The sequence below is a fragment of the Mycobacterium sp. SMC-14 genome, assembly GCF_046250075.1.
Classification (GTDB): Bacteria; Actinomycetota; Actinomycetes; order Mycobacteriales; family Mycobacteriaceae; genus Mycobacterium.
Window position 1 is genome coordinate 1524195 of the sequence record NZ_CP176429.1, and the last position, 16131, is coordinate 1540325.

The window sequence follows — 16131 nt, forward strand, 5'->3', positions numbered from 1 at the left end:
GTCCTTCGTCGAGCCTCGCTAAACCGCCGGTTTCCAATTCAACCGGCCAACACAGTATTTCGATTTGTCGGCAGGGATCCTGATCTGGGCCAATCGACACCCGTCGCCCTGGGTAAGCAATTAGCGTTGAATGATGGCCGTGACGTCTGTGAATCAGGAGTGGTGTGTGGTGACAGCCGTGGTGTGCCGGGCAGGGCGGGGCCGCGCTGCGGCATGGGGAGTTCGGCGTGGGTGACCTCGTGGACGCCGACGGCCTGCCCACCGAACTCGGTGCTCTCGACTACCTGTTGCACCGCGGGGAGGCCAATCCGCGTACCCGCTCGGGGATCATGGGTCTAGAGCTGCTCGACACCACACCGGACTGGGACCGCTTCCGGAGCCTGTTCGAGAACGTCTCGCGGAAAGTGCTGCGGCTGCGCCAGAAGGTGGTGGTGCCCACGCTGCCGACGGCGGCGCCGCGGTGGGTGGTGGACCCCGACTTCAACCTCGATTTTCATGTCCGGCGGGTCCGGGTGCCCGAACCCGGGGGCTTGCGCGAGGTGCTCGATCTGGCCGAGGTCGCCCTGCAGTCACCGATGGACATTCAGCGCCCGCTGTGGTCGGCGACGCTGGTGGAGGGGCTGGCCGACGGGCGTGCCGCCACCTTGATGCATCTGAGTCATGCGGTGACCGACGGTGTCGGGGGTGCCGCGATGTTCGGCCGGATCTACGACTTGGAACGTGATCCGCCAGCCCGGTCGATGCCGCCGCAACCGGTACCGCAGGACCTGTCGGCCAACGATCTGATGCGCGACGGCATCAACCACCTGCCGATCGCGATGCTCGGCAGTACCCGCGATGTGCTGTTGGGGGCGCTGTCGATGGCGACCCGCACCGTGCGTGACCCGTTGTCGGCGGTCACCGGCGCCATCACCTACGCCCGGTCGGGCGCGCGAGTGATGAGCCAGGCCGCCGAACCCTCGCCGCTGCTGCGCCGACGCAGTCTGACCAGCCGGACCCAGGCGATCGACGTCCGGCTGGCGGACCTGCACCGGGCCGCCAAGGCCGGCGGCGGATCCATCAACGACGCCTACCTGGCTGCCCTGTCCGGGGCGCTCGGGCGCTACCACCGGGCATTGGGGGTGCCGATCGCCACCCTGCCGATGGCGATCCCGGTGAACCTGCGCGCCGATGCCGATCCCGCCGGGGGCAACCGGTTCACCGGGGTGAACCTGGCCGCCCCGGTCGGGGTGGCCGACCCGGTGGAGCGGATCAAACGGATCCGGGCGCAGATGACCCAGCGCCGCGACGAACCCGCGATGGACGTGATCGGTTCCATCGCTCCACTGCTGAGCGTCGTCCCGTCTCCGGTTCTGGAGAAGATGACCGAGTCGGTGGTCAGTGCCGACGTGCAGGCCAGCAACGTGGCGTTCTATCCCGGCGAAACCTACATCGCGGGAGCGAAGGTGCTGCGGCACTACGGAATCGGTCCGTTGCCGGGCGTCGCGATGATGGTGGTGCTGATCTCCCGTGGTGGTGAGTGCACCATCACGGTCCGCTATGACCGCGCAGCCGTCCGCGACGAGAAGCTGTTCACCGCGTGTCTGGTGGAGGGCTTCGACGAAGTGCTCGCGCTTGCCGGTGACCCGGCGCCGCGCTGCGTGCCGGCCTCCTTCGCCACCGGTGGTGAGTCATGACCGGCGACGCGAATTCTCGGCCGCCGCGCGACATGCGGTTGCCCGGCTCGGTGGCCGAGATCGCCGCCAGCCCGCCCGGACCCAAGATCGGCGCGTTCTTCGATCTCGACGGCACCCTGGTGGCCGGCTTTACCGCCGTCATCCTCACCCGAGAGCGCTTCCGCAGCCGCGATATGGGGCTGGGGGAGTTGTTCGGCATGATCCAGGCCGGACTCAACCATCAGCTGGGCCGCATCGAGTTCGAACAGCTCATCACCACGGCATCGTCGGCACTGCGTGGCCGCTCGATCACCGATCTCGACGAGATCGGTGAGCGGCTGTTCGTTCAGAAGATCGCCAAACGCATCTACCCGGAGATGCGCGAAGTGGTGCGGGCCCATCAGGCGCGCGGGCACACGGTGGTGCTGAGTTCGTCGGCGCTGACCATCCAGGTCGAACCGGTGGCGCGGTTCCTGGGCATCACCAACACACTCACCAACGCTTTCGTGACCGATGAGGACGGGGCGCTCACCGGCGAGGTGGTCGAACCGATCCTGTGGGGGCCGGGCAAGGCTGCCGCGGTGCAGAAGTTCGCCGCCGAACACGACATCGACCTGCAGGACAGTTACTTCTATGCCGACGGGGATGAAGATGTCGCGCTGATGCATCTGGTCGGCAACCCGCGACCGACGAACCCCGAGGGCAAGATGGCCTCGGTGGCCCGCAAGCGTGGCTGGCCGATCCTGCAGTTCAGCAGCCGCGGCAGTGGCGTGGTCGGCCAACTGCGGAACCTGGCCGGACTCAGCTCGATTGTCCCGGTGGGCGCCGGAGCGATTGGGCTGGGCCTGTTGAGTGGCAGCCGGCGTCGGGGCGTCAACTTCTTCACCGCGTTGTTCCCGCAGGTGCTGTTGGGCCTCAATGGTGTGCGGCTCAACGTGATCGGCAAAGAGAACCTCACCGCAACCCGGCCGGCGGTGTTCATCTTCAACCACCGCAACCAGGTCGATCCGGTGATCACTGCCTCACTGGTGCGTGACAACTGGATCAGTGTCGGCAAACGGGAGTTGGAGAGAGACCCGATCGCCGGTCCGCTGGGGAAGCTGACCGAGATGGTGTTCATCGACCGCGACGACGCGGCGGCGGCCGTGGAGTCCCTGCAACAGGTCGAGGAACGCGCCAAGCGGGGTCTGTCGGTGGTGATCGCGCCGGAAGGCACTCGGGTGGACACCACCGGGGTGGGCCCCTTCAAGAAGGGGCCGTTCCGGCTCGCGATGGCGGCCGGGATTCCGATCGTGCCGGTGATCATCCGCAATGCCGAGGTGGTCGCCGCCCGGGACTCGATCAGCGCTCACCCCGGCACCGTGGACGTCGCGGTTTTCCCGGCGATCTCGGTCGAGGACTGGACGGTGGACTCGCTGCCCGAGCGGATCGAACAGGTCCGCCAGCTGTATCTGGACACGCTGGCCGACTGGCCGGTCGACGAGTTGCCGGCCTGGTCGCCCAAGCCGTCTGCCCCGGCCAAGAAGGCGGCCGCCAAGAAGGCGCCGGCGAAAAAGGCGCCGGCGAAAAAGGCTCCGGCCAAAAAAGTTCCGGCCAAGAAGGCGGCCGTCAAGAAAGCTCCCGCCAAGAAAGCTCCGGCCAAGAAGCCGCCGGTCTCAAAGGAGGAGCAGTGACGACATCACCGGCCACTGACCCCTCGGGGGCCACCACAACCGCTGACACGCTGGTCTTGGCCTATGTGTCGTCGCCGGTGGAGGCTGACCTCGTTCACGAGTGGCTGGAACGGTACCGGGACGGCCGGCCCGGCGCCCGTATCGAACTGCTCGAGCTCGACCCGTCGCAGCGCTCACCCGGGGCGATGGCTCGGTTGGTGGGGCACCTCGAACGCGACGAGCGGCGGTCGATCCTGCCGGTGCGGGTCTTCTGGATGCCCCGTGCCGGAGCCTCTGCACTGAAGCGGGTGGCCGCCTTGCTTCCCGGCCGTAATCCTTATCGGCCCAGTGAACGCCAACAGCGCCAGATCCTGCGTACCGAGTCGTCGCTGGCCCGCGTGGTGGTCGGTGAGCCCGCCAGCGTCGCCGACCTGCGCAGTCAGTGGAGTGAGAACACCGTCGGCGAGAATCCCCGGGACTTCGCGCATTTTGTCACGCGTCGGGCGGTGCTGGCGCTGGAGCGCGCCGAGAACCGGATCCTGGGCCCGCAGTACAAGTCGCCACGGCTGGTGAAACCGGAGATCTTGGCGTCCACCCGATTTCGCGAGGGACTGGAAGCCATTCCGGGCGCCACCGTCGACGAGGCCGGCAAGATGCTCGATGAGCTGTCCACCGGCTGGAGCCGGGTCTCGGTAGACATGGTCGCCGTCTTGACCAGGATGCTCAGCCGCGGCTTCGACCCCGACATCGACTACGACGAATACCAGGTCGCTGCGCTGCGCACCGCGCTGGAGAACCATCCCGCGGTGCTGCTGTTCTCGCACCGGTCCTACATCGACGGCGCCGTCATGCCGGTGGCGATGCAGGAGAACCGGCTCCCGCCGGTCCACGTCTTCGCCGGCATCAACCTGTCGTTCGGATTGATGGGGCCATTGCTGCGCCGCTCGGGGGTCATCTTCATCCGCCGCAGCATCGGCAACAACCCGCTCTACAAATATGTGCTCAAGGAGTACGTCGGCTATGTGATGGAGAAGCGATTCAATCTGAGCTGGTCCATTGAGGGCACCCGGTCGCGCACCGGCAAGATGCTGCCGCCCAAGCTCGGTCTGATGACCTACGTGGCTGACGCCTACCTGGACGACCGCACTGAAGATGTTCTCCTGCAGGGCGTTTCGATCAGCTTCGATCAGCTGCACGAGACCGACGAGTACGCCGCCTATGCCCGGGGCGGAGAGAAGACCCCGGAGGGCATCCGCTGGCTCTACCACTTCATCAAGGCGCAGGGCGAACGCAACTACGGCAAGATCTACGTGCGTTTCCCCGAGGCCGTGTCGATGCGCCAGTACCTTGGTGCCCCCGACAGTCAGACCGCGACCGATCCGGACGCCAAGCGGCTGGCCATGCAGAAGATGGCCATCGAGGTGGCCTGGCGGATCCAGCGCGTCACCCCGATCAGCGCGACCGGTCTGGTGTCGGCGCTGTTGCTGACCACGCATGGGCTGGCACTGACGCTGGACCAGATTCACCATTCGCTGCAGGCCGGCCTGGATTACCTGGAACGCAAGCAGACTCCGATCTCCACCAGCGCGTTGCGGCTGCGCAGCCGTGACGGGGTACGCGCGGCGGTGGATGCGCTGTCCAACGGGCATCCGGTCACCCGCGTCGACGGGGGGCGGGAGTCGGTGTGGCGGATCGCCCCCGAAGACGAGCACGCCGCGTCGTTCTACCGCAATTCGGTGATCCACGCCTTCCTTGAGACCTCGATCGTCGAGCTGGCCCTGGCGCACGCCGGCCGCGGCGAAGGCGACCGGCTGGACGCGTTCTGGACGCAGGCGATGCGGCTGCGGGACCTGCTGAAGTTCGACTTCTACTTCGCCGACTCCGCGTCGTTCCGCGACAACATCGCCGAGGAGATGTCCTGGTTCGGTGACTGGCAGGCGCGGGTGGGCGCGGGTGGCGCCGAGATCGACGGCATTCTGTCCGAGAAGACTCCGGTGACCTCCGACGTCATGCTGCGGGTGTTCTTCGAGTCCTACGCGATCGTCGCCGACGTGCTCTGCGACGCGCCAGAGGACATCGGCGAGAACGAACTGACGCAGTTGGCCCTGGGGGTCGGCCGCCAGTACGTGGCGCAGGGGCGCGTCCGCAGCAGTGAATCGGTGTCCACCCTGCTGTTCGCAACCGCATGCCAGGTGGTCGCAGATCAGGGCCTGCTGGAACCCGCGCCGGATCTGGCAGGCCGCCGCAAGGCGTTCCGGGCTGAACTGCGAGCGATCCTGCAGGACTCCGACCACATCGCCCGCATCGCCCGGGAGGCGTTTGCCGCCCGGGACGTGGAGGTGCGGCGGCATTGGCGGGGATTGAACAGGTAGCGGGGCGGGCTGCGGCGTCGCCCGCCTGGTATGCGGCGCGGCGGGCGCGCACCATACGCTGGAAGCCATGACGGCTCTTTCGGCGACCCGCGGCCGCGCGGCGATCTTGGTGCCGATGTTGGCCGGGTTGGCAATCCTGGCCGGGTGTATCGCCGCCGGGATCGGGGCGCTGTCGTTGGCCGACGCCCTGACCGCGACCGGTCTGCCCGACCCAGGACCGGTGACCACGCTGGGACTGCCGTTCGTGCGGGCGGCCGGCGAGATGGCCGCAGTGCTGGCGGTGGGATCGTTTCTGCTCGCGGCGTTCCTGGTGCCGCCGCAGCAAAGCGGGGTACTCGATGTTGCCGGCTACCGTGCGCTGCGGTTGGGCACCATGGCGTCGGGAGCCTGGGCGCTGTGCGCCGCGCTGCTGGTTCCGCTGACGATCTCCGATGTCTCCGGCCACCCGTTGACCGAGTTCCTCGACCCGGCGACGGCCTGGTCGTTCGCCGGGCTGGTCGACACCGCGTCGGCCTGGCGGTGGACCGCGCTGCTGGCCGGGGTGGTGATGCTGGTGAGTCTGCCCGTGCTGCGCTGGTCCTGGACACCGGTGCTGCTGGCGGGTTCGCTGCTGACCCTGATCCCGTTGGGGTTGACCGGGCATTCGGCCGCCGGCGGGTCCCACGACCTGGCCACCAACAGCCTGCTCATCCACCTGATCGCCGCGGGCCTGTGGGCCGGCGGCCTGCTGGCGCTGCTGGTGCACGCGATTCGCGGCGGAGAACACGCCGACCTGGCAGCACGGCGATTCTCCACCGTGGCGCTGTGGTGCTTCGTGGCGATGGGCCTGTCGGGAGTGCTCAACGCGCTGGTTCGGCTGGCCCCTGCCGACCTGCTGACCACCCCGTACGGCCAACTGGTGGTGGCTAAGTTCGTTGCGCTGTGTGCGCTCGGCGCCCTCGGTGCCTGGCAGCGCCGCCGCGGGGTGGCCGCGCTGCAGGAAGACCCGAACAGGCGCGCCCCACTCATCCGGCTGGCGCTGACCGAGGCCGTCATCTTCGCGGCCACCTTCGGCGTCGCGGTCGGGCTGGGCCGCACCCCGCCACCGCCGCCGACGGTGCTCAACCCGTCGGTCCCGATGGTCAAGATCGGCTACGACTTCGCCGGCCCGCCGACGGTGGCGCGGATCCTGTTCGACTGGCGATTCGACGTCGTCTTCGGTACCGCCGCGATAGTCCTGGCCGGGGTGTATCTGGCCGGTGTGGTGCGGCTGCGCCGCCGTGGCGACCTCTGGCCGGCGGGCCGCACGACCGCCTGGATGCTGGGCTGTCTGACCTTGTTGTTCGCCACCTCGTCGGGAACCGGTCGCTACATGCCGGCGATGTTCAGCATGCACATGGCCGTGCACATGCTGCTGTCGATGCTGGTGCCGATCCTGCTGGTGCTCGGCGGGCCGACAACGCTGGCGCTACGCGCGCTGCCGGTCGCCGGTCGCGGCGAGCCGCCCGGCATGCGGGAATGGCTGCTGGCGGCGCTGCACAGCCGGGTCTCGCGGGTCCTCACCAACCCGATCATCGCGGCGGTGATCTTCGTGGTCGGCTTTTACGGGCTCTACTTCAGCAGCCTGTTCGACTCGATCGCCGGCAGCCACGCCGGACACCTCGCGATGAACATCCATTTCATCCTCAGCGGCTACCTCTTCTATTGGGTCGTGATCGGCGTGGATCCCACCCCCCGGCCCATCTCACCGCTGGCCAAACTGGCGGTGGTGTTCGCCTCGCTGCCGCTGCACGGCTTCTTCGGGGTCTTCTTGATGGGGATGCACAAGGTGCTCGGGGAGTGGTTCTACGGTGCGCTGGGTCTGCCCTGGCACACCGACTTGGCCGGCGACCAGCACCTGGGCGGCGGCATCACCTGGTCGGCGGGCGAATTGCCCCTGCTCATGGTGATGATCGCGCTACTGGTGCAGTGGCATCGCAGTGACCGGCGCACCGCGAAGCGACTCGACCGCGCCGCTGACCGAGACGACGACGCCGACTTGGCCGCTTACAACGCGATGCTGGCCGAGATGGCCCGCCGCGACGGGACTGTGCAGCACTGAGCACAGCGCGACGACCCGCCTAGCCGCTCTGACCGGCTGCGGCGCGCACCGCCGCGCGCACCTGGTCGGCAACGACCTCTGCCGACGAGGTGTCGAGCTTGCCGTCGAGGTGCAGGAACGCCAGGCCGTGCACCAATCCCCACACGGCGATGGCCATCGCCTCTGACTCAGCTGACGGAAACACCTGCCGCACAATGGAGTTCAGATACTCCTGGATCGCGGTGACTGCATCCACCCGCTCGGCGTTGCTGGGGTCGCACTGCTCGGTGAACATCACCCGGAACAGTCCGGGCCGGTCGAGCGCGAACTGGACGTAGGCGATGGCAATCGCAGCGAGGTCGTTCGCCGTCTTCGGTGCGGGATGCGCGGCGACCAGGTCGGTGGCCAGTTCGCGGTAGCCCACCGCGGCGATCGCCGACAGCAGCGCGTTCCGGTCGGCGAAATGGCGGTAGGGCGCCGCGGTCGATACGCCGGCGCGGCGAGCGGCGGCACGCAGCGACAACTCCGTGGCGCCGTTTTCCTCAAGGAGATCCATAGCCGCGCGTAGCAGGGTTCCGGGCAGGTCGCCGTGGTGGTAGGTCTTGGTGGACGCTGACATCTGTGGCTACCCCGTGTTGACGCCGCTTACATGAGCTCCTAATGTTAGCAGCATGCGTCTGTAAGCGCCGCTAACATTGGCGGCTTGCGGTGACGAATCGAAGGAGACCTTGCAGTGACCTCACCCCGAACGATCGTGATCACCGGCGCCAGTGACGGCATCGGCGCCGTCGCAGCGCGCGCCTTGGCTGGGCCGGAGGTCAACCTCGTTGTCGTAGGCCGCTCGGCCCAGAAATTGGCGCCGGTCGCCGCCGACGCCGGCGCCACCGCATTGACCGCTGATTTCGCCGATCTGGACCAGGTTCGCGCACTGGCCGAACAGATCCGCGAACAGGTCGGCGCCATCGATGTCCTGCTGAACAACGCGGGCGGAACGTTCGCCCCGGGTCTGCGTACCGCCCAGGGGCATGAACCCAACTTCGGGATCAACCACCTCGCGCCCTTCCTGCTGACCAACCTGCTGCGCGATCGGCTGGCCGCCGCCGGTGGCGCGCTGGTGCTGAACACCTCCAGCGTCGGCAACCGGTTCGGGCACGTCGACCTCGATGACCTGGACTATCGGCGCCGGCGTGCCTTTGAGACGCGGGCCTACGGGACCAGCAAGCTGATGAACATCTTGTTCACCCGCGGCATCGCCCAGCGTTGGGCTGGCGACGGGATAGTCTCGGCCGCAGTGCATCCCGGTCCGGTCGCGACCAGCTTCGGTCGAGACTCGTGGTTTGTGGGCCTGCTCTACCGCACCCCGCTGCGCCACCTCGCGACCATCACCCCGGCCCAGGGCGCCACGCCGTTGATCGAACTGGCCAACCGCGGCGCCGACCCCGAGATCAACGGCGTCTACTTCGACCGCCACCGCGCCAACGGCCGCGAGAATCGGCAAGCCCACGACCCCAAGCTCATCGACGGGCTATGGAGTGTCTCCGCCGATCTCGTCGGGCTGGGCTGATCGCCACGGCTGGTGGCCGAATCGATCGACGTGCACCACTTCCTCGATCGGCGGACGCTGGGTCGGGCCGTACCGTCCGCGAGCCCAGCCGATCGGGATGATGCACACCGGCACCATCTCGGGCGGCAGCTCCAGCACGCGGCGCGTACTGCGGACCAACCACAACGGCAGCGTCTGCAATGAGGCGCCCAAGCCCACGGCTCGGCATGCCAGCAGCAGGTTCTGCACCGCGGGATAGACCGAACCGTAGAACGACGAAACCCTGATCTGCGGCCACCCGACCGGCTGGTGCTTGAGGGTACGCCGGTAGCAGGCCACTACCAGGGTGGGCAGTTCGTGGTAATGCTCACGCTGCCATTCGGACACCCACAACTGGCGCCGCGTCGGCTCATCGGTGGCAGCGCGCCGGGCAAACCAGCCGAACAGCCTGAACGCCCGTTGGTAGCTGCGCACCAGGCGGCGCTTCTGCCCGGGGTCGTTGACCACGACAAATGCCCAGTCCTGGCTGTTCGAACTGGTGGGAGCCTTGAGCGCGAGCGCAAGCACTTCGCGCAGTAGCTCCTCGTCGACAGGGTCGAAGTGCAGCCGGCGGATCGCCCGCTGCGAGCGCATCGCCTCGGCGAGCGGCATGTTCAATCCCGCGAGTGCCTCGGCGGCAGCAGGGGCTACGAAGGGGCCGGGGGACGAGTCGACGGGGGTCATGGCTGCACGACCAGCGATTCGGCGTGTTCCAGATCGGGGCCGGTGGCGGTGCGTGCCTGCAGCCAGCTGCGGTAGCGGCGAAGCGTGCGGCGCCCCGGTACGGCTTCGAGGGCGTATGCAGTGAGCGGATGGACGCCGGGGCGGGCCCGCCTGCCCTTTCCTAAGCGGCGCAGCTGGTAGCGGACTCGGGCCAGAGCTACCGCCGAGGCGATCGCCTTGTCCTTGAAGCGGACCGGTTTGAGTTCGACCGCGGCGTCGGCGCCCGCGCGCCATTTGTTGGGCAGATCGGGGTCCACGGCCAGCGCGGTTCCCATACCGACCAGGTCGATACCGCCGGCGAGGACTTCGTCGGCCACCGATCGGCGGACGATGCCGCCGGTCAGCATCAGTGGCAGCGGGCTGGACTGGGCCAGTTCCTCGGCGAGGGTGAGGAAATACGCCTCGCGGGCCCGCGTCCGCTCGTCGGCGGCCTGACCGGTCATGGCGGGGCTTTCGTAGCTGCCGCCGGAGAGTTCGACCACCTCCACCCCCAGCGGCGCCAGCAGCCCGATCACCGTCGCGGCGTCGTCGGCGTCGAAGCCGCCACGCTGAAAGTCGGCCGAGTTGAGCTTGACCGCCACCGTGAACGCAGGGGACACCGACGACCTGATCGCGCGAACGATGTCGAGCAGCAGGCGCGCTCGGTTCGGCAAAGTTCCGCCCCACTGATCGGTGCGCTGGTTCGACAGGGGCGAGAGGAACTGCGAGAGCAGGTAGCCGTGGGCGGCATGGATCTCGACTCCGTCGAACCCGGCCTGCTCTGCGCGTCGAGCGGTCTCGGCGAAGCGTGTCACGGTGGCGCTGATCTGCTCGGCGGTCATCGCGACGGGCTGGGCCAGCCGCTTGCTGTTGCGGCCGATATCCACGCGGATAGCCGAGGGGCCCCATGCGACACCGGGCATATTGGCCATCACCTGCCGGCCGGGGTGGTTGATCTGCATCCACACCCGCGAGCCGCCGCTCTTGGCCGCGACCGCCCACTGCCGGAACGGCTCCAGCGGCGCTTGTGCGTCGAGCACGACGCCGGCCGGTCCGGTCAGCGCCTCGGCGTGCACCATCACATTGCCGGTGATGATCAGCCCGGCACCGCCCTGGCTCCACCGCCGGTAGAGCCGGAAGATCGCCTCGTCGGGCAGTTGGCCGGCGACCGCCATGTTCTCTTCCATGGCGGCCTTGACCAGGCGGTTTTCGATGACGGAGCCGTTGGCTAGGCGCAAGGGCGTAAAGATGGTGGCGGGCATCGCACACTCCGGAGGTGGGTAATGTTAACAGTGCTTACGTCAGGATAGGGGGCGAAGTAAGCGCCGTCAACATCGATCCTCGGGCCAGTGCCGGCCTATTCGTGCAGCCCCGCCTCGGCGATCGCCTGGGCCTCCTGCTCGGTTGCCACCGACGGACCCGACCCGGGCAGGCGCTTGCCGGCCGTCTCCGGGGTGAACCACACGGTGATCGCGCCGATGACGCCCGCACCCATCAGGAGGTAGGCCGGCAGCATCACGTTGCCGGTTCCCGACACCAGGGTCTCGGCGACCAGGGGAGTGGTGCCTCCGAACACCGAGACCGAGATGTTGAATCCGATCGCAACCGCGAAATAGCGCACCCTGGTGGGGAACAGCGCGGGCAGTGTGGACGGCGTGGTGCTGTAGAAGCACAGCAGCATGACACCGATGAGTAGCACACCGAGCAGCCGCAGCGGGTAGTTACCGCCCTGGCGGATCAACAGGAAGGCGGGAACCGACCCCACGATCAGGAGGGCGCTGCCGGTCCACAGAATCGGTTTGCGACCGATGCGGTCGGACAATTTGGCCAGCGGCAACACGGCGACAAGCATGAACACCAGTGCCACCACGATCATCGTCAATCCGCGGCTGCCGCTGATGCGACCGACCTGTTTGAAGTACGTCGGCAGATACCCGGTGAGCATGTAGTTGGTGACGTTCTCGGCCAACACCAGCCCCATGCAGATCAGCAGACCGTTGCGCTGGCCGGTGACGGTCTCCTTGAACTGCCGCCACCCGCTGCTGTGGTTGGTGTCGGGCTTCTCGTTGAGCTGCTCGAGCTCTGCAAAGGCCGGTGATTCATCGATGCGCAGCCGCATGAACAGCGTCACTATGGCCAGCGGCACGCCGAGTAGGAAAGGGACCCGCCAACCCCAGTGCAGCATGTCTGAAACCGGCAGTTGGGTTTTGAGCAGGGTCACCACCGCGGCGCCCGTGATGTAGCCGCCGAGTGTGCCCAGCGGTAGATACCCGGTCAGCGCGCCGCGACTGCGGTCTGGGGCATGTTCGCTGACGTAGGTCATGGCGCCGACGTATTCGCCGCCGGTGGAGAACCCCTGCATGATCTTGGTGACGATCAGCAGAATCGGAGCCCAGACGCCGATCTTCTCGTACGACGGCAGCAGCCCCGTGATGGTGGTACCGACCGCCATCAGGGTGACGGTCATGACCAGGACCCGTTTACGGCCGATGCGGTCACCGAGCGCGCCGAAGACGATGCCGCCGAAAGGCCGCACTGCGAACGCCGCCGCCAGCGTGCCGAAGGTGGCGATCAGGCCCACCGCGCTGGAACTGTCACTGGGGTAGAACACCTGCGCGATCGTGGTGGCCAGGAAGCCATAGATCCCGAAGTCGTACCACTCCATGAAGTTGCCGACGGCCGTGCCCGCGATCGAGCGTTGCATCGCCTCCGGATCCGAGACCCGGATGTCGTCGCGCGCCCATGTCGTGCGGCTCGTGTGTTCACCGCTGCCGGACCGGCCGTTGGTATCCACCGCAAGCAACGTATACCAACCGGCCGCCCTCTTCTCGTTGTCATGGCGGGACCTGCCCCGATTGGCCTAGTGCCCTCTACGATGGCGGGCATGCGCAGGCTCCCAGCCGTCCTGTCCGTTGTGAGCGCCGCCGCTGCCCTGGTCGCCGGCTGTTCAGCCACCCCCTCGCCTAAAGTTCCGGCGGCTGCGTCGTCAACTGTTGCTGCGACGACGCCGCCAACCTCGTCGGCGCCGGCATCCACGACATCGCCGTCGCCCACGTCGGCCAAGAAGTCCACCGAGCCCCTGCCGGACGCCGCGGCGATCTTGAAGGAGTCCAGCGCCACCACCGCCGAGCTCGACAACGTGCACCTATCGCTGGCAGTGACTGGCAGCATGGAGAACATGCCGGTCACGGCGCTCGACGGGGACGTGACCGAGCAGCCTGGCCCCGCGGCAAAGGGCTACGCCAAGATCGCCTACCGGGGCGCACCGGCCTATGTCGCGTTCATCGTGTTCGGTGGTGACTTCTACGTGTCGCAGGATCGCGGCCGCTGGGTCGACTATGGCCCCGCCTCGAATTTCTATGACGCGGCGAGCATCCTGAGCCCTGACACCGGACTGGCCGGCCTGCTGACCGATTTCGTCGATCCCGAGGTCGAGGGACGCGAGACCATCGATGACGTGCACACCGTGCGGATCAGCGGCGAGGTGTCGGCCGACGGGGCGAAGAAGATCGTGCCGCAACTGCAGGCCACCAAACGGACCGCGTGCACGGTCTGGATCGAGGAGACCGGCGATCACCACCTGGTCGCGCTGAAGCTGGCCTCCGGCGACGACGCGTCCGTGACGATCACCTTCTCGAATTGGAATGCGCCGGTGACTGTCGGCAAGCCGCGCACCTAAGTGCCCGGCGGGGTTATCCCCAATCCGCTGTTCTTCCCCAGTTGCCGTTGCGCGCGACGGCCGGCCCGGATTCGTTGTCGGGCCCGCCCGGCCCAATGGGTGCAGCACCGGCGAGCCCGTCAGGCCCGCCGCAACCAGGAAGGAAACACCCCATGTTCGAGACAACGCTGACCGTGATCGGCAACATCGCTTCGGAACCGCTCCGCCGCCGGGTGGGCGAGCACGAGTTGATCAAGTTCCGGGTCGCCAGCAATTCGCGCAGGCGCGCTGCGGACGGCAGCTGGGAGAGCGGTAACTCCCTGTTCGTGACGGTCAACTGCTGGGACAGGTTGGTCACCGGGGTCGGGGCGTCACTGAGCAAGGGGCTGCCGGTGATCGTGGTCGGGCACGTCTTCACCAGCGAGTATGAGGACAAGGACGGGGTCCGCCGGTCGTCGGTGGAGTTGCGCGCGACCGCGGTCGGCCCCGATCTGGCGCGGTGCGCGGCCCGGGTGGAGAAGATCATCGCCGCCGGACCGGACAATCCGCCGGTCGCTGCCGGTAGCGACGACGCCGATGGCCCGGACTGCGCGGACGGCGAATCCGACGCCGGCGACGAGATGGCTGGAATGGCTGGGATGGCTCTGACGTCCTGACAGCAGCCGACAGCGCTGCCGGACGACCCCCTAGGATGGTTGGCGAGCAAATTCGCGAGACCAGGAGGCGACACCCCGGCATGGCTGAGTTCATCTACACGATGAAGAAGGTGCGCAAAGCACACGGCGACAAAGTCATCCTCGACGACGTCACGCTGAACTTCCTGCCCGGCGCCAAGATCGGTGTCGTCGGTCCCAACGGTGCTGGTAAGTCCAGCGTCCTGCGGATCATGGCCGGGCTGGACAAGGCGAACAACGGCGACGCGTTCTTGGCGCCGGGCGCCTCGGTCGGCATCCTGCTGCAGGAGCCGCATCTGGATGAAACGAAGACCGTCCGGGAGAACGTCGAAGAGGGCGTGCCGATCAAGGCCAAGCTCAATCGGTACAACGAGGTCGCCGAGCTGATGGCCACCGACTACACCGACGAGCTGATGGAAGAGATGGGCAAGCTCCAGGAAGAGCTTGACTCCGCCGATGCCTGGGACATCGACTCGCAGCTCGAACAGGCGATGGACGCGCTGCGCTGCCCGCCGGCCGACGAGCCCGTCACCCACCTCTCCGGTGGCGAGCGCCGGCGGGTGGCGCTGTGCAAGCTGCTGCTGAGCAAGCCCGACCTGCTGCTCCTCGACGAGCCGACCAACCACCTGGACGCCGAGAGTGTGCTGTGGCTCGAGCAGCACCTGGCCTCCTACCCGGGCGCGATCCTGGCGGTCACCCACGACCGCTACTTCCTCGACAATGTGGCCGAGTGGATCCTCGAACTCGACCGGGGCCGCGCCTACCCCTACGAAGGCAACTACTCCACCTATTTGGAGAAGAAGGCCGAGCGCCTCGAGGTGCAGGGCAAGAAGGACCAGAAGCTGCAGAAGCGGCTCAAGGACGAACTCGCCTGGGTGCGTTCGGGTGCCAAGGCCCGCCAAGCCAAGAACAAGGCCCGTCTGCAGCGTTACGACGAGATGGTTGCCGAGGCGGAGAAGACCCGCAAACTGGACTTCGAGGAGATCCAGATCCCGGTCGGCCCGCGACTGGGCAACACCGTCGTCGAGGTGGAACACCTGGACAAGGGCTTCGACTCCCGCCAGCTGATCAAGGACCTGTCGTTCACGCTGCCGCGCAACGGCATCGTCGGTGTGATCGGCCCCAACGGTGTCGGCAAGACGACCCTGTTCAAGACGATCGTCGGTCTGGAAGAGCCGGACAGCGGCACGGTCAAGGTCGGCGAGACGGTCAAGTTGAGCTACGTCGACCAGAATCGTGCCGGCATCGACCCGAAGAAGACGGTTTGGGAAGTGGTCTCCGACGGCTTGGACTACATCGAGGTCGGGCAGACCGAGATCCCGTCGCGGGCCTACGTCTCGGCGTTCGGGTTCAAAGGCCCCGATCAGCAGAAGCCCGCGGGCGTACTCTCCGGTGGTGAGCGCAACCGGCTGAATCTGGCGTTGACGCTCAAGCAGGGCGGCAACCTGATCTTGCTGGACGAGCCGACCAACGACCTCGATGTCGAAACCCTCGGTTCGCTGGAGAACGCCCTCGAACAGTTCCCGGGCTGCGCCGTGGTCATCAGCCACGACCGCTGGTTCCTGGACCGCACCTGCACCCACATCCTGGCGTGGGAGGGCGACGACGACAACGAGGCGAAGTGGTTCTGGTTCGAGGGCAACTTCGGTGCCTACGAGGAGAACAAGGTGCAACGACTCGGTGCCGAAGCGGCGCGTCCGCATCGAGTGACCCACCGCAGGCTCACCCGCGACTAATGTTGGCCCGGTAGCGGCGCTGCCGGAGCTGACACACAGTC

The 16131-nt window shown here is 67.3% G+C and carries 12 protein-coding genes; 8 read left to right on the forward strand and 4 right to left on the reverse strand.

Going from position 1 to position 16131, the window contains the following annotated elements; genetic code table 11:
- Positions 1–227 precede the first annotated feature (227 nt).
- From ACKY0W_RS07255 to ACKY0W_RS07270, 4 genes are all read left to right on the forward strand, one after another.
- Positions 228–1676, forward strand: a complete 1449-nt coding sequence (locus ACKY0W_RS07255; protein ID WP_409436997.1) for a wax ester/triacylglycerol synthase family O-acyltransferase — start codon at positions 228–230, stop codon at positions 1674–1676.
- Positions 1673–3328: an HAD-IB family hydrolase gene (locus tag ACKY0W_RS07260; protein WP_409436998.1), complete on the forward strand. Its 1656-nt coding sequence runs from the start codon at positions 1673–1675 to the stop codon at positions 3326–3328. The genes ACKY0W_RS07255 and ACKY0W_RS07260 overlap by 4 nt, the downstream gene beginning before the upstream one ends.
- Positions 3325–5679, forward strand: coding sequence for a glycerol-3-phosphate 1-O-acyltransferase (locus tag ACKY0W_RS07265; RefSeq protein ID WP_409436999.1), 2355 nt, complete (start codon positions 3325–3327; stop codon positions 5677–5679). The genes ACKY0W_RS07260 and ACKY0W_RS07265 overlap by 4 nt, the downstream gene beginning before the upstream one ends.
- A 67-nt stretch (positions 5680–5746) precedes the next feature.
- Positions 5747–7759 (forward strand): cytochrome c oxidase assembly protein, encoded by a 2013-nt coding sequence (locus ACKY0W_RS07270; protein ID WP_409437000.1) that lies wholly within the window; start codon positions 5747–5749, stop codon positions 7757–7759.
- A gap of 19 nt (positions 7760–7778) precedes the next feature.
- On the opposite strand, the gene ACKY0W_RS07275 is transcribed toward ACKY0W_RS07270, so the two are convergent.
- Entirely contained in the window at positions 7779–8357 is a 579-nt protein-coding gene (locus tag ACKY0W_RS07275; protein ID WP_409437001.1) for a TetR/AcrR family transcriptional regulator, read from the reverse strand.
- Positions 8358–8471: 114 nt separating this feature from the next.
- Between ACKY0W_RS07275 and ACKY0W_RS07280 the strand changes: the two genes are divergently transcribed.
- Positions 8472–9302, forward strand: a complete 831-nt coding sequence (locus tag ACKY0W_RS07280; protein ID WP_409437002.1) for an SDR family NAD(P)-dependent oxidoreductase — start codon at positions 8472–8474, stop codon at positions 9300–9302.
- Here the strand turns inward: ACKY0W_RS07280 and ACKY0W_RS07285 are convergent.
- From ACKY0W_RS07285 to ACKY0W_RS07295, 3 genes are all read right to left on the reverse strand, one after another.
- Positions 9264–10004 carry a nitroreductase family protein gene (locus tag ACKY0W_RS07285; protein WP_409437003.1) on the reverse strand — a complete coding sequence of 247 codons (741 nt, stop codon included), beginning with the start codon at positions 10002–10004 and terminating at the stop codon, positions 9264–9266. The two genes, ACKY0W_RS07280 and ACKY0W_RS07285, sit on opposite strands and share 39 nt — an antisense overlap.
- On the reverse strand, positions 10001–11284 hold the full coding sequence (locus ACKY0W_RS07290; RefSeq protein WP_409437004.1) for an NADH:flavin oxidoreductase/NADH oxidase family protein: 1284 nt from the start codon (positions 11282–11284) through the stop codon (positions 10001–10003). The genes ACKY0W_RS07285 and ACKY0W_RS07290 overlap by 4 nt, the downstream gene beginning before the upstream one ends.
- 95 nt (positions 11285–11379) lie before the next feature.
- Entirely contained in the window at positions 11380–12726 is a 1347-nt protein-coding gene (locus ACKY0W_RS07295; protein ID WP_409437679.1) for an MFS transporter, read from the reverse strand.
- Positions 12727–12906: 180 nt separating this feature from the next.
- Between ACKY0W_RS07295 and ACKY0W_RS07300 the strand changes: the two genes are divergently transcribed.
- The 3 genes from ACKY0W_RS07300 to ettA all read left to right on the forward strand — a co-directional run bounded on the left by ACKY0W_RS07300 (position 12907) and on the right by ettA (position 16090).
- The gene (locus tag ACKY0W_RS07300) at positions 12907–13701 is read left to right on the forward strand and encodes an LppX_LprAFG lipoprotein (protein WP_409437005.1); all 795 of its coding nucleotides are present in this window, start codon (positions 12907–12909) and stop codon (positions 13699–13701) included.
- Positions 13702–13853: 152 nt separating this feature from the next.
- Positions 13854–14336: a single-stranded DNA-binding protein gene (locus ACKY0W_RS07305; protein WP_409437006.1), complete on the forward strand. Its 483-nt coding sequence runs from the start codon at positions 13854–13856 to the stop codon at positions 14334–14336.
- Positions 14337–14416: 80 nt separating this feature from the next.
- Positions 14417–16090, forward strand: a complete 1674-nt coding sequence (gene ettA / locus ACKY0W_RS07310; RefSeq protein ID WP_409437007.1) for an energy-dependent translational throttle protein EttA — start codon at positions 14417–14419, stop codon at positions 16088–16090.
- Positions 16091–16131 lie beyond the last annotated feature (41 nt).

Coding starts and splice junctions, on each gene's coding strand:
- ACKY0W_RS07305 (WP_409437006.1), top strand. CDS start 13,854: ATGTTCGAGACAACGCTGACCGTGATCGGCAACATCGCTTCGGAACCG.
- ACKY0W_RS07275 (WP_409437001.1), bottom strand. CDS start 8,357: ATGTCAGCGTCCACCAAGACCTACCACCACGGCGACCTGCCCGGAACC.
- ACKY0W_RS07295 (WP_409437679.1), bottom strand. CDS start 12,726: ATGCAACGCTCGATCGCGGGCACGGCCGTCGGCAACTTCATGGAGTGG.
- ACKY0W_RS07260 (WP_409436998.1), top strand. CDS start 1,673: ATGACCGGCGACGCGAATTCTCGGCCGCCGCGCGACATGCGGTTGCCC.
- ettA (WP_409437007.1), top strand. CDS start 14,417: ATGGCTGAGTTCATCTACACGATGAAGAAGGTGCGCAAAGCACACGGC.
- ACKY0W_RS07270 (WP_409437000.1), top strand. CDS start 5,747: ATGACGGCTCTTTCGGCGACCCGCGGCCGCGCGGCGATCTTGGTGCCG.
- ACKY0W_RS07300 (WP_409437005.1), top strand. CDS start 12,907: ATGCGCAGGCTCCCAGCCGTCCTGTCCGTTGTGAGCGCCGCCGCTGCC.
- ACKY0W_RS07285 (WP_409437003.1), bottom strand. CDS start 10,004: ATGACCCCCGTCGACTCGTCCCCCGGCCCCTTCGTAGCCCCTGCTGCC.
- ACKY0W_RS07290 (WP_409437004.1), bottom strand. CDS start 11,284: ATGCCCGCCACCATCTTTACGCCCTTGCGCCTAGCCAACGGCTCCGTC.